The 24,223-nt window shown below is 63.2% G+C and carries 25 protein-coding genes and 1 tRNA gene; 9 read left to right on the top strand and 17 right to left on the bottom strand.

Annotation, left to right across the window (positions count from 1 at the left end; genetic code table 11):
• Positions 1-17 precede the first annotated feature (17 nt).
• Positions 18-626: a DedA family protein gene (locus EN818_RS00505; protein WP_095806097.1), complete on the bottom strand. Its 609-nt coding sequence runs from the start codon at positions 624-626 to the stop codon at positions 18-20.
• The gene (locus tag EN818_RS00510; protein WP_095806176.1) at positions 623-1,186 is read right to left on the bottom strand and encodes a DUF1003 domain-containing protein; all 564 of its coding nucleotides are present in this window, start codon (positions 1,184-1,186) and stop codon (positions 623-625) included. The genes EN818_RS00505 and EN818_RS00510 overlap by 4 nt, the downstream gene beginning before the upstream one ends.
• A gap of 319 nt (positions 1,187-1,505) precedes the next feature.
• On the opposite strand from EN818_RS00510, the gene EN818_RS00515 reads away from it, so the two are divergent.
• From EN818_RS00515 to EN818_RS00525, 3 genes are all read left to right on the top strand, one after another.
• Positions 1,506-2,225, top strand: coding sequence for a DNA-3-methyladenine glycosylase I (locus EN818_RS00515; RefSeq protein WP_095806096.1), 720 nt, complete (start codon positions 1,506-1,508; stop codon positions 2,223-2,225).
• Positions 2,226-2,348: 123 nt separating this feature from the next.
• On the top strand, positions 2,349-4,028 hold the full coding sequence (locus EN818_RS00520; RefSeq protein ID WP_095806095.1) for an NAD+ synthase: 1,680 nt from the start codon (positions 2,349-2,351) through the stop codon (positions 4,026-4,028).
• A gap of 366 nt (positions 4,029-4,394) precedes the next feature.
• Complete coding sequence (locus EN818_RS00525; RefSeq protein WP_095806175.1) at positions 4,395-6,200, top strand: ABC transporter ATP-binding protein; 1,806 nt, start codon at positions 4,395-4,397, stop codon at positions 6,198-6,200.
• Positions 6,201-6,243: 43 nt separating this feature from the next.
• On the opposite strand, the gene EN818_RS00530 is transcribed toward EN818_RS00525, so the two are convergent.
• From EN818_RS00530 to EN818_RS00565, 8 genes are all read right to left on the bottom strand, one after another.
• Complete coding sequence (locus EN818_RS00530) at positions 6,244-6,555, bottom strand: PilZ domain-containing protein (RefSeq protein ID WP_095806094.1); 312 nt, start codon at positions 6,553-6,555, stop codon at positions 6,244-6,246.
• Between the two features lie 230 nt (positions 6,556-6,785).
• Entirely contained in the window at positions 6,786-7,274 is a 489-nt protein-coding gene (locus EN818_RS00535) for an NUDIX hydrolase (protein ID WP_135903895.1), read from the bottom strand.
• Between the two features lie 211 nt (positions 7,275-7,485).
• Positions 7,486-7,986: a xanthine phosphoribosyltransferase gene (gene gpt, locus EN818_RS00540; RefSeq protein ID WP_095806092.1), complete on the bottom strand. Its 501-nt coding sequence runs from the start codon at positions 7,984-7,986 to the stop codon at positions 7,486-7,488.
• Positions 7,987-8,096: 110 nt separating this feature from the next.
• Complete coding sequence (locus EN818_RS00545; RefSeq protein ID WP_095806174.1) at positions 8,097-8,930, bottom strand: universal stress protein; 834 nt, start codon at positions 8,928-8,930, stop codon at positions 8,097-8,099.
• Between the two features lie 87 nt (positions 8,931-9,017).
• The gene (locus EN818_RS00550; RefSeq protein WP_095806091.1) at positions 9,018-9,758 is read right to left on the bottom strand and encodes a competence/damage-inducible protein A; all 741 of its coding nucleotides are present in this window, start codon (positions 9,756-9,758) and stop codon (positions 9,018-9,020) included.
• A 223-nt stretch (positions 9,759-9,981) separates the two neighbouring features.
• A complete protein-coding gene (locus tag EN818_RS00555; protein WP_095806090.1) occupies positions 9,982-10,221 on the bottom strand; it encodes a DUF2188 domain-containing protein in 240 nt (79 codons plus the stop codon).
• A gap of 31 nt (positions 10,222-10,252) precedes the next feature.
• A complete protein-coding gene (locus EN818_RS00560; protein WP_095806089.1) occupies positions 10,253-10,531 on the bottom strand; it encodes a DUF982 domain-containing protein in 279 nt (92 codons plus the stop codon).
• 86 nt (positions 10,532-10,617) lie between these two features.
• Positions 10,618-11,721, bottom strand: coding sequence for an NADH:flavin oxidoreductase/NADH oxidase (locus tag EN818_RS00565; RefSeq protein WP_095806088.1), 1,104 nt, complete (start codon positions 11,719-11,721; stop codon positions 10,618-10,620).
• A gap of 150 nt (positions 11,722-11,871) precedes the next feature.
• On the opposite strand from EN818_RS00565, the gene EN818_RS00570 reads away from it, so the two are divergent.
• On the top strand, positions 11,872-12,450 hold the full coding sequence (locus tag EN818_RS00570; RefSeq protein ID WP_095806087.1) for an NUDIX domain-containing protein: 579 nt from the start codon (positions 11,872-11,874) through the stop codon (positions 12,448-12,450).
• Between the two features lie 724 nt (positions 12,451-13,174).
• Positions 13,175-13,260: transfer RNA gene (locus tag EN818_RS00575), tRNA-Leu, on the top strand.
• 119 nt (positions 13,261-13,379) lie between these two features.
• On the opposite strand, the gene EN818_RS00580 is transcribed toward EN818_RS00575, so the two are convergent.
• Positions 13,380-13,640 carry a hypothetical protein gene (locus EN818_RS00580; RefSeq protein WP_245420343.1) on the bottom strand — a complete coding sequence of 87 codons (261 nt, stop codon included), beginning with the start codon at positions 13,638-13,640 and terminating at the stop codon, positions 13,380-13,382.
• A gap of 365 nt (positions 13,641-14,005) precedes the next feature.
• Here EN818_RS00580 and EN818_RS00585 point away from each other — a divergent pair, with 365 nt between their 5' ends.
• Positions 14,006-14,230 (top strand): hypothetical protein, encoded by a 225-nt coding sequence (locus tag EN818_RS00585; RefSeq protein ID WP_095806086.1) that lies wholly within the window; start codon positions 14,006-14,008, stop codon positions 14,228-14,230.
• 243 nt (positions 14,231-14,473) lie between these two features.
• Here the strand turns inward: EN818_RS00585 and EN818_RS00590 are convergent, their stop codons facing one another.
• The 3 genes from EN818_RS00590 to EN818_RS00600 all read right to left on the bottom strand — a co-directional run bounded on the left by EN818_RS00590 (position 14,474) and on the right by EN818_RS00600 (position 16,328).
• Complete coding sequence (locus EN818_RS00590) at positions 14,474-15,139, bottom strand: outer membrane protein (protein ID WP_095806172.1); 666 nt, start codon at positions 15,137-15,139, stop codon at positions 14,474-14,476.
• 91 nt (positions 15,140-15,230) lie between these two features.
• Entirely contained in the window at positions 15,231-15,443 is a 213-nt protein-coding gene (locus EN818_RS00595) for a hypothetical protein (RefSeq protein WP_095806085.1), read from the bottom strand.
• 33 nt (positions 15,444-15,476) lie between these two features.
• A complete protein-coding gene (locus tag EN818_RS00600; protein ID WP_095806084.1) occupies positions 15,477-16,328 on the bottom strand; it encodes an alpha/beta hydrolase in 852 nt (283 codons plus the stop codon).
• 145 nt (positions 16,329-16,473) lie between these two features.
• On the opposite strand from EN818_RS00600, the gene ade reads away from it, so the two are divergent.
• Positions 16,474-18,306, top strand: coding sequence for an adenine deaminase (gene ade, locus EN818_RS00605; RefSeq protein ID WP_095806083.1), 1,833 nt, complete (start codon positions 16,474-16,476; stop codon positions 18,304-18,306).
• Between the two features lie 108 nt (positions 18,307-18,414).
• Here ade and EN818_RS00610 read toward each other — a convergent pair whose 3' ends face one another.
• The 3 genes from EN818_RS00610 to EN818_RS00620 form a co-directional block, all read right to left on the bottom strand.
• Positions 18,415-19,578, bottom strand: a complete 1,164-nt coding sequence (locus EN818_RS00610) for an alpha/beta hydrolase (RefSeq protein WP_095806082.1) — start codon at positions 19,576-19,578, stop codon at positions 18,415-18,417.
• Between the two features lie 120 nt (positions 19,579-19,698).
• Positions 19,699-20,775, bottom strand: coding sequence for an alpha/beta hydrolase (locus tag EN818_RS00615; RefSeq protein ID WP_095806171.1), 1,077 nt, complete (start codon positions 20,773-20,775; stop codon positions 19,699-19,701).
• Between the two features lie 101 nt (positions 20,776-20,876).
• On the bottom strand, positions 20,877-22,280 hold the full coding sequence (locus tag EN818_RS00620; RefSeq protein WP_129553931.1) for a M24 family metallopeptidase: 1,404 nt from the start codon (positions 22,278-22,280) through the stop codon (positions 20,877-20,879).
• A 126-nt stretch (positions 22,281-22,406) separates the two neighbouring features.
• On the opposite strand from EN818_RS00620, the gene ilvA reads away from it, so the two are divergent.
• Together ilvA and EN818_RS00630 are read left to right on the top strand one after the other, a co-directional pair.
• Complete coding sequence (gene ilvA / locus EN818_RS00625) at positions 22,407-23,663, top strand: threonine ammonia-lyase IlvA (RefSeq protein ID WP_095806080.1); 1,257 nt, start codon at positions 22,407-22,409, stop codon at positions 23,661-23,663.
• A complete protein-coding gene (locus tag EN818_RS00630) occupies positions 23,660-24,220 on the top strand; it encodes a DUF1697 domain-containing protein (RefSeq protein ID WP_095806079.1) in 561 nt (186 codons plus the stop codon). The genes ilvA and EN818_RS00630 overlap by 4 nt, the downstream gene beginning before the upstream one ends.
• Positions 24,221-24,223: the final 3 nt, after the last annotated feature.

Raw genomic sequence — 24,223 nt, forward strand, 5'->3', positions numbered from 1 at the left:
CCCCTACGAGAGCAACCTCACTGATTTGTCTGGCCTTCCCGCGCGTCCTTGGCGCGCTCCCTTCCGGCGAAATGGCGAGCGACCAGCCAGGCGAGGACAGCGATGCCTACCCCAACCGCGAGCGCGACAACGACTCGCTCGTGGCGAGCGAGCGCCTGGCCGACCATGCGCTCGGCGCCCAAGCCGAAGACATAGCCGAGGGTCCCGAACAGGGCCGCCCAGGCGGCGGATGAGATGGCGTTGAGGACGACGAAGCGTGGCACCGACACGCTCGAAAGGCCGGCGGCGATCCCGCCGACGAGCCGCATTCCGTAGACATAGCGGTTGGTCAGCACGAAAATATTCGGGTGCGTGTTGAGCAGACGGTAGGCGCGGTGGAATCCGGGCCGCTTGCGCAGTCTGACGACGTAGGGGTGATCAGCAAAGCTGCGGCCGAGCGTGAAGAAGAAGGTGTCGCCCACGAAGGCGCCCAGAAACGTTGCCACGAATGCCTGCCAGAGCACGAACACATGCTGATGCGCGAAGAAGCCGCCGAGGATGGCGGCGCTTTCGCCCTCGGCGACACAGCCCAGGAAGACCGCGACCAGCCCATACTGCTCGACGAGACGATGGATGGTTTCGGTCATCGGCTTGCCGGCCAGGCCGAGAGCTTCTCGTCTATCCGTTTGATCTGATCGGCCATGCGCAGGATCTCGTCGCGCAGCCCGATGATCTCGCTGTGGCGCAGTTCGTCGAGCTTTTCGTGCAGAGCCATGATCTCGATCTCGGCCTTCAGATTGACCTCGTAGTCGTGAGCGGCGTCGATGCGGTCGCGCTCGGTCTGCCGGTTCTGCGACATCATGATCACCGGCGCCTGCAGGGCGGCGACCATTGAGAGGACGAGATTGAGGAAGATGAACGGGTAGGGATCGAAGGCATTGCGCGTCAAAAGCCAGACATTGCCGAAAGTCCAAAGGATGAGAAAGGCAATGAAGCCGAGGATGAAGGACCATGAGCCGCCGATCCGGGCGATGGTGTCGGCGACGCGATCGCCATAGGTCGAGTGAAAGGCGACGGCCTTGTTGGTATCCTTGGTGATGGTGGTGCGTTCGAGCGCGCTTTGCAGCACGCGGCTTTCGAGCGCCGAGAGGCCGTCGGGTTTGCGCTTCATCCAGCGGTGTGCCAGGTCGTCGATCGTCTTGTTCATCCTCGCCTCCGTCTTCAGCACCACATATTCGTTCTCACGCAATTCCGGACTGAAAACCGCGGTGCACTTTTCCTGGAATTGCTCTTTTTTTCACGCAATTCCGGATGGAAAACCGCAGCACAATTTTCCTGGAATTGCTCTTTTTTTCACGCAATTCCGGACGGAAAACCGCAGCACAATTTTCCTGGAATTGCTCTTTTTTTCACGCAATTCCGGACGGAAAACCGCAGCACACTTTTCCTGGAATTGCTCATAGAGGTAGAGGCTACCGGTCCGGACGGGAAGTGGATAGATTTGCCCCGAAACCAGCGAGGTTGAGATGCTTGATTTCGAGACGATCCGGGCCCGGGCGGCAAGCCGCAAGGGCGGCGAGGATGCGCTGGCATCTCTGCTCGGACCGATCCCCGATAACGCGGCGGTGGCGAAAATCCCTGATGACCGCATTCTCTCCACCATGGCCGAGCGCATCTTCGCCGCGGGCTTCGTCTGGCGCGTCATCGAGCAGAAATGGCCTGGCTTCGAGGAGGCATTCCTCGGCTTCGAGCCGAAGCGGCTTCTGTTCCAGCCGGATGATTTCTGGCACGAACTCGCCGCCGACAAGCGCATCGTGCGCAATCCGCAGAAGATCAGATCCGTGCGCGATAACGCAGCCTTCGTCGACAGCGTCTCGAAGGAGCATGGCGGCTTCGGCAAATTCCTCGCCGAGTGGCCGGCCGACGATCAGGTCGGGTTGACAGCCTATCTCGGCAAGCACGGCAGCCGGCTTGGCGGCAACACCGGCCAGTATTTCCTGCGCTGGCTGGAGTGGGACACCTTCATCGTCACGGCCGACATGGCGGCGGCCTTGCGAGACGCTGGCCTGGACATCGCCGAAAGCCCCAGCTCAAAGCGCGATCTCGACAAGATCCAAGGCCAGATCAACCATTGGTCGGGGGAAACCGGGCTGCCACGGCGGCACATATCCCGCATCCTGGCCATGTCTATTGGCGAAAACCACTCGCCGGAGGCGTTGCGCGAATATATGGGCGAGCAGGCCTAGGCAGGAGATTGGGCAGGATACGATCTTTCGATCGATCGGATACGATCGACAAGGGTCGATCGATCCTGGGTGGCACAAGCAATGGCCATTGCCGGACGATTGCCGCCACGCTAAATCCGCAGCATGACCCAGTCCGCTCCCGAGATCCTGCGCATCGCCGTCGCCCAGCTCAATCCAACCGTCGGAGACGTCGCCGGCAACCTTGCCAAGGCGAGGGAGGCAAGGGCCGATGCAGCGCGACAGGGCGCCGATCTCGTCCTCTATACGGAGCTGTTCCTTGCCGGTTACCCGCCGGAAGACCTGGTGCTGAAGCCGGCCTTCCTGAGGACCTGTGAAAAGGCGGCGGAGGATTTCGCCAAGGAGACGGCCGACGGCGGGCCTGGCGTGATCATAGGCACGCCGCTGAAGCGCAAGAGCGGCACACACAATTCGATCATCTTCGCCGATGGCGGCAAGGTCATCGCCGAGCGCTACAAGCTCGACCTGCCGAATTATGGCGAGTTCGACGAGAAGCGTGTCTTCCAGGCCGGGCCGGAACTGCAAGGTCCGGTCAATTTCCGCGGCGTGCGGATCGGCATTCCGATCTGCGAGGACATCTGGGGCGATATCGCCGTTTGCGAAACGCTGGCCGAAAGCGGGGCCGAGATCCTGCTGGTGCCGAACGGCTCGCCCTATTATCGCGCCAAGATCGACGTCCGCCATCAGGTGGTGATCCGGCAGGTCATCGAATGCGGATTGCCGATGATCTACGCCAATCAGCTCGGCGGCCAGGACGAGCTCATCTTCGACGGCGCCTCCTTCGCCATCGGCGCCGACAAGACGCTTGCCTTCCAGATGAGCCAATTCGAGGAGACCGTCGACGTCTCCACCTGGAAGCGAAAGGACGGCACCTGGGTCTGTTCGCAAGGCCCGATGTCGAAGATCCCGGAGCGCGAGGAGGCCGACTACCGGGCCTGCATGCTGGGCCTGCGCGATTACGTCAACAAGAACGGCTTCAAGAACGTTGTGCTTGGCCTCTCGGGCGGCATCGATTCGGCCATCTGTGCTGCATTGACAGTCGACGCGCTCGGCGAGGAGCGGCTGCGCACCGTCATGATGCCCTACCGCTATACCTCGAAGGATTCGCTCAAGGATGCCGAGGACTGCGCCAGGGCGCTGGGCTGCCGCTACGACATCGTGCCGATCTCGGAGCCTGTCGAAGGCTTCCGACATGCGCTGACGCAGCTCTTCGAGGGCACGCAGGAAGGCATCACCGAGGAAAACCTGCAGAGCCGCGCACGCGGCACGATCCTGATGGCGATCTCGAACAAGTTCGGCTCCATGGTCGTCACCACCGGCAACAAGAGCGAGATGTCGGTCGGCTACGCCACGCTCTATGGCGACATGAATGGCGGCTTCAATCCGATCAAGGACCTCTACAAGATGCAGGTCTACGGGCTGTCGCGCTGGCGCAATTCGCATGTGCCGCCGGGCGCGCTCGGCCCCTCGGGCGAGGTGATCCCGAAGAACATCATCGACAAGGCGCCGTCGGCCGAGCTCCGCGAAAACCAGACCGACCAGGATTCGCTGCCGCCCTATCCGGTGCTGGACGATATTCTCGAATGCCTGGTGGAACACGAGATGGGCGTCGAGGAGATCGTCGCGCGCGGCCATGACCGGGCGACCGTGACGCGGGTCGAGCACCTGCTCTACATCGCCGAGTACAAGCGCCGGCAGGCAGCACCCGGTGTGAAGATCACCAGGAAGAATTTCGGCCGCGACCGCCGCTACCCGATCACCAACCGATTTCGCGATCGCGGTTAGCCGCGTACCCACTACTGTTGCAAAATCGCCTCAGTGCTTGGAGCAGATCCGCTTTCAGTCATGGTCTGTCTTGGCGGCTCGATGGCGCATCCTTATAAGAGCTTCTCCGCGCTTTCCCTTGCGGGAGGACCGTATGGCAGGATTTGACATCGTTGTGCGAGGCCGCGAAGCCTAGCTCTGCTCCGGCATTCCGAAGTTCGTTCGGAAGGCCGCACCAGCAAAGGCCTTTGCCGCTGCCGGTCACCGTCCTTAGGGCGCGCGGCCGACCATACTGAACCTCCGCCTACCCAGGCGCTGCACGGCGCCGACGCGGGTTTTCCAATTTCGCATTTATAGGACCGGGCTCGTTTGCGCCTGGATGACATCATGGCTCGTTTCAAGATCGATCTGCGCGCGAGCGCCTTCCGCAGCGTGCTCGGCTTCACGCTCGCGCACTGGCGGCGCCAGCCGTGGCGGCTGTCGCTGATCATGGTCGCGTTCCTGCTCTCGACTCTGGCCGACGTGCTGACGCCGCTCTATTCCGGCCGGCTGGTCGATGCGGTCGCCAGCAGCGCCGGCGCGGATGCGATGGCGTGGCAAGCCGCAATGACGGCCTTCTCGATCCTGGTGGCACTGGCGCTGGCCGGCGTCATGCTGCGCAATGCCGCGTTCATGGGCATCGTCGAATTGACGCTGAAGATGATGTCGGACATCGCCGCCGATGCCTTTCACCGAGTGCAGCGGTTCTCGACGGACTGGCACGCCAACGCCTTTGCCGGGTCCACCGTGCGCAAGGTCACGCGCGGCATGTGGGCGCTCGACCTGCTCAACGACACAATCCTGATTGCGCTGCTGCCGTCGCTGGTGATGCTGGTCGGCTCGACACTGCTGCTCGGCTGGTTCTGGCCGCTGATGGGCCTGGTGGTCGCCACCGGCTCCGTGCTGTTCATTGCCGTCACCGCCGCGCTCTCGCTCGGCTATGTCGCGCCCGCGGCACGGCTCGCCAACGCATGGGACACGCGCCTCGGCGGCGCGCTGGCCGACGCGGTGAGCTGCAACGCTGTCGTCAAGAGCTTCGGCGCCGAGATGCGTGAGGAGGCACGCCTTGCCCGCGTTGTCGGCAAATGGCGCCTGCGCACCGGCCGCACCTGGGTGCGCGGTACCATCAACGGCACCACTCAGGGCGTCATGCTGATGCTGCTCAGGGCAGCCGTCATTGGCCTGTCTCTGGTGCTCTGGTCATGGGGCGAGGCGAGCGCTGGTGATGTCGCTTTCGTGCTGACCTCGTTCTTCGTCCTGCAAGGCTATCTGCGCGATATCGGCACGCATATCCGCAACCTGCAGCGCTCGGTCAACGACATGGAGGAACTGGTCGACTTCCAGTCCGAGCCGCTCGGGATCGAGGATCGCCCCGCAGCCGGGCCGATCCTGATCAGCGACGGCCGCATCGCTTTCGACAAGGTGACGTTTCACTACGGCAATCACCGGCTGCCGCTCTATCGCGACTTCTCGGTCGAGATCGCTGCGGGCGAGCGCATCGGCCTGGTCGGGCATTCGGGATCGGGCAAGACCACCTTCGTCAAGCTGATCCAGCGTCTCTATGACGTGAATGCGGGCCGCATCCTGATCGACGGCCAGGACATTTCCCAGGTGGCGCAAGCCTCGCTGCGCAGCCAGATCGCCATCGTCCAGCAGGAGCCGATCCTGTTCCACCGGTCGCTGGCCGAAAACATCGCCTATGCCCGGCCGAGCGCCACCCAGGCCGAGATCGAGCAGGCAGCGAAGCTCGCCAGCGCGCACGATTTCATCGCCAACCTGCCCAAGGGCTACGGAACCCTGGTCGGCGAGCGCGGCGTGAAGCTGTCCGGCGGCGAGCGCCAACGCGTGGCGATCGCACGCGCCTTCCTGGCCGATGCGCGCATCCTGATCCTCGACGAAGCGACATCGAGCCTCGATTCGGAATCGGAGGTGCTGATCCAGAAGGCGATGGAGCGGCTGATGGTCGGGCGCACGACGCTCGTCATCGCGCACCGGCTCTCGACCGTACGGGCGCTCGACCGGCTCATGGTGTTCGACCGCGGCCGCATCATCGAGGAAGGTGCGCATGACGAATTGATCCGCCTGAGCGGTGGCGTCTACCGTCGCTTGTTCGAACGCCAGGCGCTCGAGCTCACCAAGGGGCTCGTCGCCTGAAGAAGCAGCGGCATCGGGCTTCTGCCGGGTGCCGCCTGAGCCGTCAGCCGTAGTGCAGCCTGGGTTTAGGCTCGGTGCCGGTGAACTGGACACCGACGCGGTCATTGCGGCGCCAGCGCACTTGTGCCCGGTAGGCTACTCCATCGACCGGAACGTAGAGCAGAAACTGATCAGGAACGCGCGATTCCGGCGCGACCTTCAACTCGGCGCCCCCGGCATTCTGGTTGCGCAAGGTGCAACTCACCTCGGAATTCTGGATGCCGGCGATGATCGTCCCACCCTTGAGCACCCGCTGGCGATGCTGGCGTCGATGCTCGCTGGAGCCCTGTTCGGGCGGGTTTCGGGTGCTGGCCATAACAAAACGCCAAAAGACAAATCTCCGCCCCCGGATGCCGCAACAAAGCACCCAATCAAGCCGGGCGCAATGCGCGTCCCTTCAGCGCGACGCGCTTTGATGCATGTCATCCTCACGCGTGCAGCATTTCCGGCCAACAACATGCATCAAAACAAACACTTAAAGCGCGACGCCCGAATCCGTTCCAGTGCGACGCGTTCAGGCTGCAAATTGCAGTGCTGTTTGATGACTCAGCCCAGCCGATGAGGATCGGCGCAGAAATTTGCGATGATGTGGCAAAGATCGGGCTCGTTGACCATGCGAACCGCGTCCGCGGAGCCGACCCATTTGCGGGTCCGCGCCCGCCTTTCCTTCCAGCGATCGGCGATACGCTCGACCTTGAGCGGAAACACGACCACTTCGCAGGGCACTTCCTCACCGGAAGCAAGCACTTTGCCGTAGAAGTAACGGCCGGCCTCGAAATGCGAGATGGTGCCGCGCAATCCGGCCTCTTCGCCCGCCTCGCGGGCAGCCGCCTCGCAAAGCGGCTCCCTGGCTTCAGGCCAGCCTTTAGGCAAGACCCAGCGTCCGGTATCGCGGCTGGTTATCAGCATGATCTCGACGCCGTCTTCGCCCTCGCGCCAAGGCAGGGCGGCGACCTGGAGACGGCACGGCGCCGTGCCGAAGAGCTTGCGGACTCTTTCGGCCATGAGATTGTGCATCGTCGGCTTCGTCAGCATTGAAGAAGCTGCCCCCAGCCTCCAGAATCGTTATCACCTTCCGAATCTTACGAGGTATCGTGGACAACAAAAGTAAAAAACTTCACTCCGATTGGTTAAGCTCAACCAAAGTGGGACGATTTCACGAAATATCGTCCTTTTCGCTTAGGGCGTGGCGAAGCAAAGCATGCTCTTGGAGGAGGGCCGGACAGAAAATAACTTTTTTGACGAATCAGCCGGCGTGATCGTCGGCGATCGGCTTCTGGTAGGTGAAGCCCATATCCCAAGGGAAGTAGATCCAGGTGTCCTGGCTGACTTCGGTGACGAATGTGTCGACCAGCGGCCGACCCTTCGGCTTGGCATAGACAGTGGCGAAATGCGCCTTCGGCATCATGGCGCGCACGATGCCCGCGGTCTTGCCGGTGTCGGTCAGGTCGTCGATGATCAGCACGCCGGCGCCGTCGTCAGCGAGCAGGGCCGGGGAGATTTCCTTCAGCACCTGCAACTGCCCCTGGCTGGTGTAGTCGTGGTAGGAAGCGACGCAGACCGTCTCGATGACCCGGATGCCGAGTTCGCGCGAGATGATGGCGGCGGGCACGAGGCCGCCGCGCGTGATGCAGACGATCGCCTTCCATTGCCCCTTGTTGGTGCCTGAAAGCCGCCAGGCGAGCGCACGGGCGTCGCGATGGAACTGATCCCAGGAGACCGGGAAGGCTTTTTCGGGAAGGGACATGATTGACGCACTCCGCAAGGCGCGCGCCGAGCGCGCAAACACGATGGAATGCAGGCGGAATTAGCCGGAAAGAACCTGGCTTGGCAAGGTCGGGCTGGCGAAGGCTGGACTTATCTGGAAAGGAATGCCGCCACGTCCGCCGTACGCAGAACCGTCCGCGTGACTCCGCCGAACAATAGCTGGCGCAGCCATGAGTGGCTGTAGGCGCCAAGCACCAGCAGATCGGCGCCGGATTCGGCGATCCTGGCCTGGATCATGTCGTCGACGGAATGGCCGGCCGATTTCTGCACGCAGACGCTGACATTGGCGCCATGGCGGGAAAGTGCCGCGGCGATTTCGGCGCCGGCAGCCTCCGGCGTTTCGTCGAGCGTCTCCGGCGGATCGATGACCAGAATGTCGGTCTTGTCCGCCTCGACAATGAAGGGCAGGGCATCGAAGGCGGCGCGGGCCGCCTCCTTGCTGCCGTTCCAGGCAAGCAGCACGCGCCTGAAGGTGGTGATGTTCGGGCCTGCATGCGGCACGACGAGCACCGGGCGGCCGGCATCGTAGACCAGCGTGTCGACATCGGCGCCGGGATCGCCGCCGGTATCGCGCTGCGCGGCAATGATCAGGTCCGCCGCGCGAACGCTCGAAATGCCGGTCAGCGCACTGTCGCCGGAAAAGCTCTCAAGGCTGCGCCATTCGAAGGACAGGCCGGATTCCTCGACGCGCCCCAGAAACACAGCCTTAAGTTTGCCGGCGCGCTCCTTGTTCATCTCCGACGAGACCTGCAGGAATTCGGTGTCGGGGAAACCGGTGGCGGAAGTGTAAGGCACCGGGAGCGCCTCGGCGTGGATGCCGACGAGATGGCTTTCGAAACGCTCGGCCAGCGGAATGGCGCAGTCGAGCACACGCTCGGCGTCCTGTTCGTTCTGGAGAATGGCGACGATTGTCTTGAAGCGCATGATGGTTCCCTCAAATTGCCGGCGCATCGGCGCGCCAAGGAAACGTGCCAGTGCGGCGCTTGGTTCCGGCGGGGGCAGCGCCGCCGGTCAACCAGCGGTGGCGAAGCCCGCAACCATGGCCTCGACGTCCTTCCGCGCGGCTTCGAGGGCGTCTTCGCTGCGGGCGCGGACGACAAGTTCGGTCCAGAACTTGCCGTCGCCATATTTCGGGTAGGAGCCGATGATTGTGTGCGGATGCGCCTTCTGGATGTCGGCCAGCGGTCCGCCGACCAGGCCTTCGCCGAACGGGCAGTGCACAGTCGCCGACAGCATCTTGGTGCCGGCCCTCAGCGTCGGCACGACATTGTCGAGCATGGCCTGGAAGATCGCTGGCACGCCGGCCATGACATGGACATTGCCGATGCGGAAGCCGGGCGCGGTCGAGACGGGATTGTCGATGTGGTCAGCGCCGCGCGGCATGCGCGCCATGCGCTTGCGCGCCTCGGTGAACTCGATGCCGCGCTGGGCATAGCTTGCCTCCAGCATGGCGTAGGCCTTGGCGTCGTATTCGCAGGGCACGCCGAACGCCTTGGCGACGGAATCGGCGGTGATATCGTCGTGGGTGGGCCCGATCCCGCCGGTGGTGAAGACGTAAGCGTAGCGGGAGCGAACGGCGTTCACGGCGGCGACGATCTCGTCCTCCTCGTCCGGAACGATGCGCACCTCCTTCAGGTCGATACCGATCGCGGTCATGATGTCGGCGAGGTGACCGATATTCTTGTCCTTGGTGCGGCCGGACAGGATCTCGTCGCCGATGACGAGCATGGCGGCGGTGACGATTTCAGGCATGGCGAGCTCCGGCGGACGAGGGTCGCCTGAGATAGCGCGACCTGTGCGAGGCAGCAATGCGACAAGCAATTTGCGCTCTTGTGACAGGGTAAGGTGCGCCCGGGCTTGGCGCCGATGTCGGGCAGAACGTCAACGACGGGTATTGCGGCAAGTGACCGTCCCGCTCCGAGCGGCCGGAATGAACGGCTCGGGCGCGCTCCGCGGGGGCGGGAGAGGCGAAGAGCTAGTCCGACACTTCGGTTTGGGGCCGGTCGCGGCCGTCGGCCAGTTCGTCGTGCCATTTGCCGTCGGCGTCCTCGTACTGGATGCCGTCAGTGGTGCCGGCGATCTGCTGCTCGGCCGAAGCGATTTCGGCAGCGCGCAGCGCGTCCTGGTGGGTGGGGAACGTCTCCGAGAAGGTCGAGCCGACCTTGTAGGCCCAGCCGCCATCGTGCTCGACGATCTTGTAGGTCAGTTTCGCCATGGGATCCTCCGCTTCAGAAGCTCCTGCCTGCTCAATGCAGTCTTGCGTCCGGCAACCTGTCTTCGGGAACCAATACTTCCGATTCCTCGGCTGCCTCTATCAAGGCGCGGCGAGCGTCCGCGGTCGAACGATATCCCTCCAGCGCCTTGAGGCAAGTGTCCAACGCATCACGATGCCGCTGGCCGCGATTGAGTGGCCACACGGTCATCAGGCACTCGGCGGCTTCCCGGGTGCTGCGGATCTGGCGATATTTGCCGACATGGCCGAGCTCGACCACCACCGGCTTTTCAAACGGCTTGTTGTCTGTCATGGCCGCCAACGCAAAGCGGGCAATTTGGTTGCAATCGTGGCAAAACCCCTGCGCCCAAAGGTCTCAGCCTGCGTCGGTTCGCAGATTCAGCTGGCCGGCTTCATCCAGTGCCGCATCGTCGTGACCGAACGCGCCAGCTGCGGCGCGGGGTGGATTTCCTCGCCGAATGCCGCCGCCGCGCGCCAGCCCCAGCGTGGATCGGCAAGGAAGGCGCGCGCCAGCGCCACCATGTCGGCGCGGCCATCGGCGACGATCGCCTCGGCCTGTTTCGGATCGTCGATCAATCCCACCGCGCGCGTCGGAATGCTGGCACCCTTGCGCACGGCCTCGGCCAGATGCACCTGGTAGCCCGGCCCGCTCGGCAGCTTCTGCAGCGGCGAATTGCCGCCGCTGGAACAGCAGAGATAGGCAAGGCCCTCCGCCTTCAGCGCCTTAGCGACTTCGATGGCATCCTCGACGTCGAAACCGCCATCGACCCATTCCTTGACCGAAAGACGAGCGCCGAGCATCAGGTTCGGAACGGCTTTCCTTACCGCCCTGGCGATCTCAAGGAGAAAGCGCATGCGGTTTTCCAGCGGGCCACCCCAGCGGTCGGTGCGCTGATTGGAGAGTGGCGAGAGGAACTGGAAGATCAAATATCCGTGCGCGGCATGCAGTTCGATGAAATCGAAGCCTGCGCGTTCGGCCCGCCGGGCGGCGTCGGCAAAGTGCTCGACGAGCCTCAGGATTTCTTCTTCCCCGAGCGCGCGCGGTACATTCCAGCCAGTGTCGTAGGCAACGGCCGAGGCCGAGACTGTCTGCCAGGGGTCCTCGCCGGGCTGCAAGGGACCTCCGCCTTCCCAAGGTTTGCGGTTGGAGGCCTTGCGGCCGGCATGAGCCAGTTGGACGCCGAATTTGGTGTTGGGCGCGGCGACACGCTTGGCGGCATCGAGCGCGCGCCGCGCAGCCGCTTCGTTATCGTCGCAATAGAGGCCAAGGCAGCCATGCGAGATGCGTCCGCGCCGTTCGACATCGGTCATCTCGACCGTGACCATGCCGGCACCCGCCATGGCCAGATTCATCCAGTGGTAGAGATGCCAATCGCTGGCCGAGCCGTCCTGCGCCGAGTACTGGCACATCGGCGCCACGGCGATGCGGTTCGGAAAGGTGATGCCGCCAAGGGTGATCGGCCGGAAAAGCGATGAGGTCATGGAAGGGCTCCGGAAGGGACAAGCCTATTTAGGCAAGTGATGCGGCCGCGGCCAGACGAGAAGTCAAACACCTGCTGGACCAGCAGCTTCACTGGATTGCACGGGGACAAGTTCCGGGCTACCGCTGCCCGCCTCAGCAGGGAGATCGTCATGGAAGATCGCGTTCGCGTCCGCTCCGAGGAAATCCTGTCCGATGACTGGGCGGTTCTGAAAAAGACGGTGCTCGACTATCGCCGCCGTGACGGAACCTGGGAGCGACAGGTCCGGCAGACATACGATCGCGGCGACGGCGCGGTGATCCTGCCATACGATCCGGACCGGTCGACCGTGCTTCTGGTGCGGCAGTTCCGCTATCCGGCCTATGTCACCGGCCATCGTGAGCCGCTGATCGAGGCCTGTGCAGGTCTGCTCGACGAAAACGACCCGGAAACCTGCATCCGCAAGGAAGCGGAGGAGGAGCTCGGATATCGGTTGAGGGACGTGGAACGGCTGTTCTCGCCCTATATGAGCCCCGGCAGCGTGACCGAGCGGCTCTGGTTCTTCATAGCGCATTACACGCCCGCCGACCGCATTTCCGACGGCGGCGGCGCGCCGGAAGAGGGCGAGGACATCGAGGTTCTGGAAGTGTCGCTCGACGATGCGCTGGCCGGTATTGCCGACGGCCGTATCATCGACGCCAAAACGATCATCCTGATCCAGCATCTGAAATTGCACGCGATCGTCGGATAGATTCGGCACTTTCGCCGACGCGGCAAGGCTGGCTGCCCGGCAGCGCAGGCTTTCTGCTGATGGTCGGGCAGTTCCTTCGTCCGTATGCAAGCGTGGCACGGTTCTTGCTGTTGCAATTTCAGGCGCGCCGGGCGCGTAGACCCTGTTCCACATCAACACCGGCGTGTGTGAGGTTGGGACAATGCTGTCGCACAAGGTTCTGTTTGGACTTCCCGCACTGTTCTTGGCCACGGCCCTCGGGATAGCCTTCTTCTCATCCGAGACTGCCTGGCGACTTCTGACTGAAATCCAATCCCATTCAATCTTTTGTTCAAGCGGTGCATCAGCTGCGGCCGTATCGGCGTCGGCGTCGCGGTCTTTGCCGCCATGTCCGCCGACCGTCACAAGGTCATAGGAGGCATTTCATGTGGTCCTTGATCACTCGGTTGGCCTCAGCCTTTCGCGAATTCGTCGCACCGCGCTACCGGCCGGAGCTCTACTACATGCGGGGCCCCGGGCCGGCCTGTGCGCGCCGCTCGCGCTGAGTGGTGTTGTCGGCCGGTACTGTCCCAGCCTGCGTCGCTGGTCGGCCTGCCGACGGCCGCATCATCATCGATGCCAAGACCATCATCCCGATCTAGCATCGGAAATTGCGCTCGATCGTCGGGTAGGTTCGGCACTTTCGCCCACGCGGCAGGCTTTGAGCGGTTGACGTTTTGATCCGGAGCCTCGAAAAGCAACGGGCGCGGACGTGGCGGAAGTGGTAGACGCAAGGGACTTAAAATCCCTCGATCTCCGATCGTACGGGTTCGATTCCCGTCGTCCGCACCAGGAGTCTGCGGTGCTTTCGGGCAAAGCAAGTCCTACGCCCAACGGGGAACCCCGGATGGACCGCGGCCGGTGACAGATCTTGCCCGGCTGGTTTCGCTATCCCTCGCGGACCGAGCGGCCTACTTGATGTAAACCAGGACGAAGCGGCCCTTGTAGGGCTGGTAATATTTCGTGCCGCATTTCCAGACCACGATTCCGCCGCTGTAGGTGGTCTTCACGCATCCCTTGGGCAGCGTGGTGATGTAGATAGTCGTCTTCTGGATCACGACTGCCTTTGCTTGCGCTGCAGGGATGTCCAGACCGTTGCCGACCACCGAGATCGCGAACATGCCGCAAATGACGGCCATGCGATAGAATGAGCTGCGACTGAGCATGTGCATTCCCCCTTCCTCTCCTTGCCGCCCGAACAGCCTAGCAGCAACCCGCATGGGCCTCAACGGTTGCAATTCCTCCACTCCTCTCCTTATGGATGAGGGGGCCAGGCGATGATCATTCTTGTGAACCAGTCGTCCCGCCATGCTCGATGCTTGGCCCTGCCATGAAACTGCTCAAAGCAGACCGCGTCATTTCAGCCGCAGATCGGTTAGAGCACTGTGGGACATGGCGAGATGCATGGCGCAAACGCCTGCCTGAGAGGCCTCGCAATGTTAGCGGTATTTAAAATGCGAGATTGTGCGGATCACTCTCGTTAGCACCTTGGCGCCATCATATCCGAGGGCGTAGACGGCTGGGAACGCGTCAGACCATGCGTGGGGCGGGCTGGATCAAGGGACTGCGGGAAGCCGAGGCGCTGCAGTTGCGCAGCGAGATCGTCCAGCTCGAGCTGGATCTGATCCAGGCCGCCAACTCGAAAGCCAAATGGAACCTGCACGAGATCGCGCATGAACTGCGGCGGCAGAAGGCGCGGCTGGAGCGGCTTGAAGAATGCCTCGCCGCCATGCCCACCGGAAAGGCGGCGTCGGCAGCCTGATCGCGACCAAGCCGAACATGCAACAGTCTGGCTTATTGCGAGGTTCTCCGTCGTCTCCCTGGGGTCCGAAGGCGGGCCGGAAAGTGGTGCGATCACGGAATTTCGCCGCCATGGGAGAAGTCTAAGATGGTGCATGCGGCGGACCTGATCCGCCGAGGCCGGCGTCCATCAGGTCCAACCCATTCCCCCCGCCCCCTGCGGGCGCCGGCCACGTCAATGTTTCGCGGGTTACGACGGCGGCAATCAGAATTTGTAGCTGAAGTTCACGCCGAGCGTCTGAAGCTTGACGTCCTGGTCGCGGTCGGTGAAGCCGTCCGGGACATCGAAGTGCTCCGTGCCGAAATCGTAGTAGCGGTACTGCGCGCCGACGACGACATTGTTGGTGAATGCATAGTCGACGCCGGCGCCGAGCGTCCAGCCGGTGCTGGTGCGGGTCTGTGCAAAGGCCGTGCCCGCAGCCTGCGAGGTCTCGATGCCGGCGAAGGCGACGCCGCCGATGCCGTAAACCAGCAGGCGATCCGCCGCATAGCCAGCCTTGGCGTTCATCGACCCGAACCAGGTGATGTCGGTGCCGAAGGTGTTTCCAGGCTCTGCTTCGGTCGTGCCATTGATCGAGGCATAGTTCAGGTCGGCTTCCGCGCCCAGTACCGCCTGGTCGAACTGCCAGAGTCCGGCGATATGACCGCCGACGAAACCGCCCTTGGGGCTGGTCGAGACCGAAAAAGGCTCGCCCTCGGTGCCGGTAATGTCAGCCGATCCCCAGCCATAGCCCGCCTGCATGCCGGCATAATAGCCGGTCCAGTCAAAGCCGGGCGCGGTCATGGGCAGGTCGGCGCCGACATCCGCGGCCAAAGCCGACCCGGACATCAGGGTGAGAAAGCCAGCACTGGCAAATGTCAGCCGACGCATCGAGCGCTCCGAAATGGCGGTTTCGAAAAACTCCTCGCCACAACCTAGACGCATTCTCAGCGAAACGGAATTGCTTCCATGCAACACTGGTCTACATCGGTGGATTGCGCACGCGGTCTTCCAGATCGCGCTGCTTGTCGTCGTGGGAGGCCAGCTTTTTGAAAGCATGTTCGGCAAGCACGGAGCCGACGACGACGATCAGGACCGGCCCGGCCCACGTCCAGAAAGAATGCAGGACAAAGAAGGCGAGGCCAGCCAAGCCGGCCGATGCGGCGAAGATTGCAAAGCGGACCGTCTGTGCCATTTTTCCGTCCGCTAGAAGCCGTGTGAATTTGCGCTACTTGGCGTCAATGAAGTCCGCCACCGCCTGGCTGTATTTGTCGGGCGCCTGAAGCATGGCGAAATGGCTGGCGTTGGGCAGGATGATAAGCTTCGCGCCGGGAATGACGGAAGCCATGTATTCGGTGTGCTCGCGCTTGATCGCCTCGTCATGGTCGCCGGCGACGATGGCTGTCGGCGTGGTGATCTTGCCGAGCTGTTCCTTGGTCCAGGCCGGCTGCGATTCCCACATGTGGCTGATTTGCGCGACGAAGGCGTCATACTGGTCCGGCGTCTTCGACATCTTCTTGTAGTCCCGCCCGGAGCGTTCGATGTAGGCGGCAAAGGTCTTGTTGGTCATCACGCCGGGGTCGACGCCGTCGGTGGTGACATTGGCGGCCTGTGCGAACAGCCTCGTCAGCCGCTCCGGATGATGGAGCTCTATGTCGATGCCGATGATGCCGCCGTCGCTCCAGCCGACAAGGGCGGTCTTGTCGATCTTGAGGTAGTCCAGCAGCGCCAGATAGTCGGAGGCCATAAGGTCGTAGCCAAAGGGCTCATCCGTGCGGGTAGAACGGCCGTGGCCGCGGCTGTCGGCGACGATCACCTTGTGGGTCTTGGAGAGTGTTGCCACCTGGCTGGCCCAGATGTCGGCATGGCCAAGCCCCCCGTGAATGAGCAGCACCGGCTCACCTGTGCCGAAAACAGCGTAATACATCTGAATGCCGTTGACCGGCGCATAGCCGCTTTGCTCCGGCTTGGGCATCCCGGCCGGTTCCGGCAAGGTCTGCCAGCGTTCCTCGGCAGCCACCAACGTGGTTGACGTGATGAACAGGATGACGGCGGCGAACGCTTTCCAGAAACGGGTCATGGTTCCCTCTTACAGTTCAGTGGATACGCAGCATCGCTTTCTCACTCGAATAGTCAACATTGGCGCTTGCCCGCCGCGGTCGGGCAAACGGCTCTGGCTCCGGGTGCCGACTTTTGCCAGATTGGCAGCAACAGAGGACACGCCGATGACAGATGCCAGACCCGCAAACGCCGCAAAGCCCAAGCCCTGGACGGAGGTGGCGACGCATCTCGTCGACGTAGCGATGGGGCGCAAGCCCGCCGATCTCGTCATCCGCAACGGACGTTGGGTGAATGTCCACTCGGGCGAGATCATCGCTGGCACGGATCTCGCGATTGCGGCCGGAAGGTTCGCCTATTGCGGGCCCAATGCCGGCCATGCGATCGGGCGGGGGACCAAGGTGGTCGATGCCGACGGTCGCTATCTGGTGCCGGGGCTCTGCGACGCGCATATGCATGTCGAGAGCGGCATGGTGACGGTGACGGAATTCTGCCGCGCGGTGATCCCCCACGGCACCACCTCGATGTTCATCGATCCGCATGAGATTGCCAATGTGCTGGGCCTGCCGGGCGTTCGCCTGATGCATGACGAGGCCGTCGCAATGCCGATCAACGTGCATGTGCAGATGCCCTCCTGCGTGCCGTCGGCGCCAGGGCTGGAACATGCCGGCGCCGAACTGACGGTCGCCGATGTTGCCGAGGCGATGACCTGGGAAAATATAATCGGGCTCGGCGAAGTGATGAACTTTCCGGGCGTCGCCGCGAACAACCCGGTGATGTCGGGCGAGATCGCCGAGACTGTCAGGGCAGGCAAGACGGTCGGCGGGCACTATGCCTCGCGCGATCTTGGGCTGCCGTTTCACGGCTATGTCGCCGGCGGCGCCGAGGACGACCACGAAGGGACGCGAGCGGAGGATGCGATCGCCAGGGTGCGCCAGGGCATGAAGGCGATGCTTCGGCTGGGTTCCGCCTGGTACGACGTTGCAGCGCAGATCAAGGCGGTCACCGAAGGCGGCATCGACCCCCGTAATTTCATCCTGTGCACGGACGACAGCCATTCGGGCACGCTGGTGCACGAAGGCCATATGGACAGGGTGGTGCGGCATGCCATCAGCCAAGGCCTGAAGCCCGTGACCGCGATCCAGATGGCGACGCTCAACACAGCGCAGCATTTCAGGCTGGAGCGCGAAATCGGATCGATCGCGCCGGGGCGGCTGGCCGACCTGTTGATCGTCTCGGATCTTGCTCAAATGGCAATAGACGAGGTCTATGGCCGCGGCATCAGGCTGGCCAAGGCCGGCAAGCTCGAGATCGACATTCCCGCCTACGACTATCCGAAATCGGCGAAGAACACGGTCAGGCTCGGCAAGAAACTCAACGCCGCGGATTTCGACATCTCCGCACCTCAGGGCGCCAACGAGGTGCGGGCCCGGGTGATCGGCGTGATCGAGAACCAGGCGCCGACGCGGGCGCTCGAGGCCGACCTGCCGGTCGAGGACGGGCTGGTCGCCATGGACCGCCGCAACGACGTCTGCCAGATCGCCCTCGTTGAACGCCACCGGGGCACGGGCGGCGTCACCAACGCCTTCGTCTCGGGCTTCGGCTATGTCGAGGACTGCGCGATGGCATCGAGCGTGGCGCATGACGCCCATCACATCATCGTCGTCGGCACCAACAAGCAGGACATGGCGTTGGCTGTTAACCGACTGGCCGAGGTGGGCGGCGGCGTCGTGCTCTACTCCAAAGGCAAGGAACTGGCGCTGGTCGAGATGCCGATCGCGGGGCTGATGTCAAACGAGCGCGCGGAGATCGTCGCGGCCAAGGCCGAACAGTTGACGCAAGCCATGCGCAAGGTCGGCTGCTCGCTCAACAATGCCTATATGCAGCACTCGCTGCTGGCGCTGGTCGTCATTCCGGAACTCAGAATTTCCGATGTCGGCCTGGTCGACGTGACGACGTTCCAGAAGGTCGACCTTTTCGTCCAAAGTGCGTCGCGCTGAGACGGATCCAGGCGCGCTTTAAGTCTTTGTTTTATGAACGTTTTCGCAAAACCGCTGCACATTTTTGCGCGACATGCATCACGGCCTGTCGCGCTCTTATTGGGCTGATCACTCGCCGTCGGTGGCGATGGTCAGCACCTTGAAGGGTGTGGTGATGACCACTTCGGCGACCGATCCCACGGCCTTGCCGATACCCTGGCCGATATTGTCCAACCGGGCCGATTCGGGTTCGGCCGCTCGCAGGGCCGCCGGGGTGCGCAGCCGGTCGCCGAGCAGTTGAACCAAGACCGGATTGTCGGCGAATTTGGCATGGTTCAAGCGATCGCCGCTCTTGGTCTTGGTCAGATCCGCAACGACCACGCCGTAGCTGGCGAGGTCGGCCGCATTGCCATAGTCGCCGACGCGCGGCTTGTCGCCTGAGATCAAGCTGGACAGCTTGAGCGCCTTGTCGTCACCAGAGAGCAGGATGGCGAACGGCTTGTCTGGCTTGCCGTAGCGGATCATCTGCTTCTTGAAGACATCGACGTCGATATCAGGGGACGCCAGGACGACATAGCCGATCTTGCCGCCAAGATCGCGGTCGCCGGTGATGGCGAGCTGGCGCAGCGCCTCCATCGTCAGCCAGGTTCCCATCGAATGCGCGATGATGTCGATGCTCTTCACCCGTGTTTTGGCAAGCATCCTCAGCGTCGCCTCGAGGTCGTCGCGTGCGGCGGTGGAACTATCCTTGTCGTAGATGTAGCCGGTCGCCTTGCCGCGCGACGCCCATGAGAACAGGATCGGCGTGCCGGGATAATTGGTATCATGCGCGATCTGCGTCAGCCGGTAGACGCCGTCGTCAAAGCCGTTGTTGAAGCCGTGCACGAAGACCAGAGCGCGGTCGCCGCGAACGGAAATGTCGGCGCCGACCGCCTTGGCGAACTGCTGCGCGTCGCCATAGTGGACCACCTCGGTGGCGCTGAACTGCTTGGCAGGATCGCTGTCGGTGGAACCCTTGGCGCGCTCGATCGCACCGAGGTGGTGCAGCTTTGGCACGGTCACGTCGACCCGGGCGTAGCTGGTGGTCAGCGAGCGGTCACCGTCGAAGACTTGGCGCGGATCCTTCGTCGCCGGCTCACGGGTCGTCGCCACGAAAATCTCATGTGTCGCGGCGATGGCAGAGGCGGGAACGGCGACATTCGTCTTGTTCAACAGCTCATGGGTGTTGCGGCCGGCGCAGCCGGCAAGGGCGAGCGCGAACGCAAGCACGACGATCTTCGAACGCACGACCACCCAGGATCCCCCAAGGGCACCGCATTCTTATAGCGTCTCCGGCTGTTCCGATAAAGCCGGAACAATCCCAGTTCGGTGCGAGCGCAGCGGTGCGCTCTGGCCACGCGCCGAAAAGGTGAGCTACTGGCCGGCAGCCTGGCTGATGCGGTCGGTCACCTCGCGGTCGCTGGCAAAGCCGTCGTCCTCGCGCAGCCGCTGGCCGATCATTTTCACCAGCACCGGATTATCGGCGAACTTGGTGTGGTTGAAACTGTCGTTGCCCTTGATGGTTGAGAGGTCGACAACCGTTACGCCGTAGGAAGCAAGGTCGGCGGCGTCCTTGTAGTCGCCGACGCGCGGCCGGGCACCTGCAATCAGGCCAGACAGTCTCAGCGCGCGGTCGTCGTCCGACAGCAGCAGGATGAAGGGCTTGTCCGGCTTGCCGTAGCGGCGCATCTGGCTCTTGAAGACGTCGACATCGATGTCGGGCGAGGCCAGCACCACGTCGCCCAGCTTGCCGCTCAGATCGCGGTCGCCGGTGATGGCGAGCTGCCGCAGCGTCTCCATCGTCACCCAGGTTCCCATCGAATGCGCGACGATATCGATGCGCCGCGCGCTTGTCTGCGCGAGCATTCTCAGCGTCACCTCCAACTGGTCACGGGCGGCGCTGGCGCTTTCCTTGTCATAGACATAGTCGGTGGTCTTGGCGCCGGAGGCCCAGGAAAACAGCACCGGGGTGCCGGGGTAGCCGGAATCGTGGACTATCTGGGTCAACCGGTAGACGGCGTCGTCGAAGCCGGTGTTGTAGCCGTGGACGAAGACCATGACGCGACCGCCGCGGGCGTCGATGTCGGTATTGAGGGCGCTGGCGAATTTCGGCTGCGTGTCGTAGCCGACGACCTCGGAAGCCATGAAATATTTGGTCGGGTCGTTCGACTTGCCGCGCGAGCGCCGCTCGATCTGCCCAGTCTGGTGAACCGGCGGAACGGTGACGTTGACGCGGGCGTAGTTGAGCGTCGCCGAGCGTTCGCCGTCGAAGACCTGGTTCGGGTCGTCGGAACGCTTGCGCGTGGTGGCGATGAAGATCGAGTGGTTGCCGGCGATCTCCGTCGCCGTCGTCGGCACGACAACGCTGCCCAGAATTTCCTCTGTCTTCCGCCCGCCGCAGCCTGCCGTCAACAGGGCCAGGGCAATGATGCAAATCGTCTTCAGATGCACGTCGAAAAATCCGCTCCGGCCCAAAATGGCCAACTGCCTCCGCGAAATCTCCCCGACAGGCGAAGTGCGGCGGAAGTAAGTCGCGCCCAGGGGAAATTTCGTCAGCGCCGGGTGACGGCCATGGCACTGTTGCGCGAAAGCCAAAAGGGCGGCAGGAAGGCCGGAATGTTGGAGAAGGGCAGCACCTCCGGCTTCAGCCGGATGCCCAGCGCCTCGGCCATGAAGGCTCGGCGCGCCTCGATGCGGGCCCAGGCCTGCGGGTATCGCGCCGCGATTTCCTCGCGCAGCGCCTGGTCGGCGAGAGCGATGCCGTCCTCGATATTGGTGGTGAAGTAGTCTGTGCCGGTCGCCGGGATGACGTCGACCTGCAGCGCCATGCCGGATTTGAGCTCGATCGTCGAGCCGGGGAACACTGGAGAGTGCATCCATTCGTCGATGTGGATGAGGTGACCGGGATTGAGCGACACGCCAAAGAACGGGTCGCCGATCCGGTCATGGATTGCCTTCCACAGGTCGCCACCGCGAACGCCGATGCCGATCGTCTCGTACCAGTCGACGACCGCGGCGAAATAGGGCGATACCAGCTTTTCGACGTAGTCGCCGATCGCCTTCGGCAGTTCGGCGGCGCTTTCGGCCAGGAAGCCGGCGCGGGCATTGAGCGAGCCCCGGATACCGTAGGCCATGGTGATCGGATCGCCGCGCTTGATTAAGTCCAGGCTGGGGCTGGGCAGGCCGTAAGCAGCACGCCGGCCGGCCGAGAGCATCGGATGGCAGCACTGGGGCAGGCCGTTGATGCCCATCAGCCTGGCGGCCTGCAATTCGGTCATGCCGGGCTCGATGCCTTGCAGGACGTTGCGCAGCCCTTGCGAGGTATAGGTGGCGGCGAATTCGAAGCTGGCAAGCTGGTCGGCCTCGTTGATGGCGCGCAGGCCATCCGCCGGGTTCATCAGGAGGTCCGCCGCGTTCAGAACCAAGCCGCGCTCGCCGGCAAGTCCGCGCAAGCTGTCGGCGATGAAGGAGGGCAGATCGAGCGTCGCTTGGCCAAAGCCGGCATCGTCGGCGCCGAATGGCTTCCAACCGATGGCTCCGATGCGCTGACCGGCTTTCAAACCGCAATCGGCCAGTATGTCGGGCAAGGCCTTGGAGCGGTCGCGCGGCTGCGCCGGAAGCGAAAAGGTCTGGTAGAGGATGCGCCGATAGGGCCCGTCGCAAAGCTCGGCGTAGCCCCAGCCCTCATTTCCGACCAGCAGACTCGGTTCCCTGCCGGGAGCGACGACGAGCAACGCCTCTTCGAAGCGCGGGTCATAACCTGAAAGATATGCGATGTTGGCCGCATGCTCGCGGTCGCCATATACGGCCACGGCGTCGAAGCCGGCCTTGCCGGCGCGCTCCAGCAGCATTTCGATACGTGCCAGGTAAGCGGAGCGCGGGAGCCGCGGCATCACCGTCGGCTCGCCGAATTCTGGGAGTGACACGGTCTTCAGGGCAACGGCCGAAACGGGCATGGTTAGGGCTCCGCGGGGACTATCGTGGGGGCGGCCCCGGCGAGGCCACCCTGCATCGGTGGCCGCAAAAGGCAAACTATGCAATAGGCTTGCAGCAAACCATGTGATCCCGGAGCCGGTAGCCTGATGAATAGTTTTCCTTCTCGTGTCGCCGCTGCGGCCGAGGCGATCCGCGGGATCTTTCCGGAAACGCCGCTGCAGGAGAACGACTATCTGTCGAAGAAGACCGGCGCACGCATTCTTCTCAAGCGCGAGGACCTGACGCCAGTCCGCTCCTACAAGATCAGGGGGGCCTTCAACTTCTTCCGCAAGGCGCTCGCCGCCGGCAACAACGCGGAACTGTTCGTGTGCGCCTCGGCCGGCAACCACGCGCAGGGCTTCGCCTTCGTCTGCCGCCATTTCGGCAAGAAGGGCGTCGTCTTCATGCCGGTGACGACGCCGCAGCAGAAAATCGACAAGACGCGGCTGTTCGGCGGCGATTTCGTCGAGATCAGGCTGATCGGCGATTTCTTCGACGATTGCTACCGCGCCGCCTTCGAATTCACCGAGAGCGCCGGCGCGCATATGGTGCCGCCCTTCGATCACAAAGACATCATCGAGGGCCAGGCGACGGTCGCCTGCGAGATCGCCGCTCAGATGCCCGGCGGGCGCATGCCCGACTTCATCATGCTTCCGGTCGGAGGCGGAGGGCTCGCCGCCGGAGTAACGCACTACTTCGCCGACCTGCACCGCGACACGCGCTTCGTCTTCTGCGAGCCGGCGGGAGCGCCAAGCCTCAAGGAGAGTCTCGCCAGCGGCAAGCGGGTAAGGCTTGCCAAGGTCGACAATTTCGTCGATGGCGCGGCGGTGGCGGAAATCGGTCGCGAGCCGTTGCGCTACCTGAAGGAATTCACGGCCGACGCCATGCGGCTCATTCCGGAGAACCGGCTCTGCGCGACGATGATCGAAATGCTCAATGTCGAAGGCGTGGTGCTCGAGCCCGCCGGCGCATTGGCAATCGATGCGCTCAAGGATTTTTCGCGCAAGGAGATCAGGGGCAAGACGATCGTCGCGGTGGTTTCGGGCGGCAATTTCGACTTCGAACGGTTGCCGGACGTGAAGGAGAGGGCGCTACGCTTCGAGGGCCTGAAGAAGTATTTCATCATCCGTTTCCCGCAGCGGCCGGGCGCACTGCGCGATTTCCTCGAGATGCTCGGTCCGGACGACGACATCGCTCGCTTCGAGTATCTCAAGAAGTCGGCGCGCAATTTCGGCTCGGTGCTGATCGGCATCGAGACCAAGGACCGACGCAATTTCGACCTGCTGAAAGCCAATTTCGACGCCGAGGGCGTGCAATATCAGGACATCACCGACAACGAGACGCTGGCCGGGTTCATCATATGAGCGGGCCCGAGGCAAAGACCTTCGTGGCGCTCTTCTCCGGCATCAATGTCGGGGGCAACCGCATCGTCAAGATGGCGGAGCTTCGGACATTCTTCGAGGAACTCGGCTTTCGCGGCGTCGCGACCTATGTGCAGAGCGGCAACGCGGTGTTCTGCGCGAATGGGGATGCCGCGGCGCTGAGGAAGCAACTCGAAGCGGCCTTCGAGAAGAAATGGGGATTCCATTCGCGCATCATGGTGCGCGATTGTGCCTGGTTCGAGCAGATGGTGAAGGACAACCCCTATCCGGAGGTTGCCGGCGAGCCGACCAAGCTGCACGCCTGTGTGCTTGAGCGCGAGCCAACCGCGGAGGAGACAAAGCGGCTCGCGGAAAAATGCACCGGGCCGGAGCGGTTCGAGATCAAGGGTGACGTGCTCTATCTGCATGCGCCGGACGGGCTCGGCAAATCGGTGTTTGCCAATCTCATCGGGCGAACGCTCAAGGTGCCGGTCACGGCGCGGAACTGGCGCAGCGTCCTTGCCCTGCTCGAGATGGCGGGCAAGGCCGGTCACGCATAGCCG

The sequence above is a fragment of the Mesorhizobium sp. M3A.F.Ca.ET.175.01.1.1 genome (assembly GCF_004791945.1).
Lineage (GTDB): Bacteria > Pseudomonadota > Alphaproteobacteria > Rhizobiales > Rhizobiaceae > Mesorhizobium.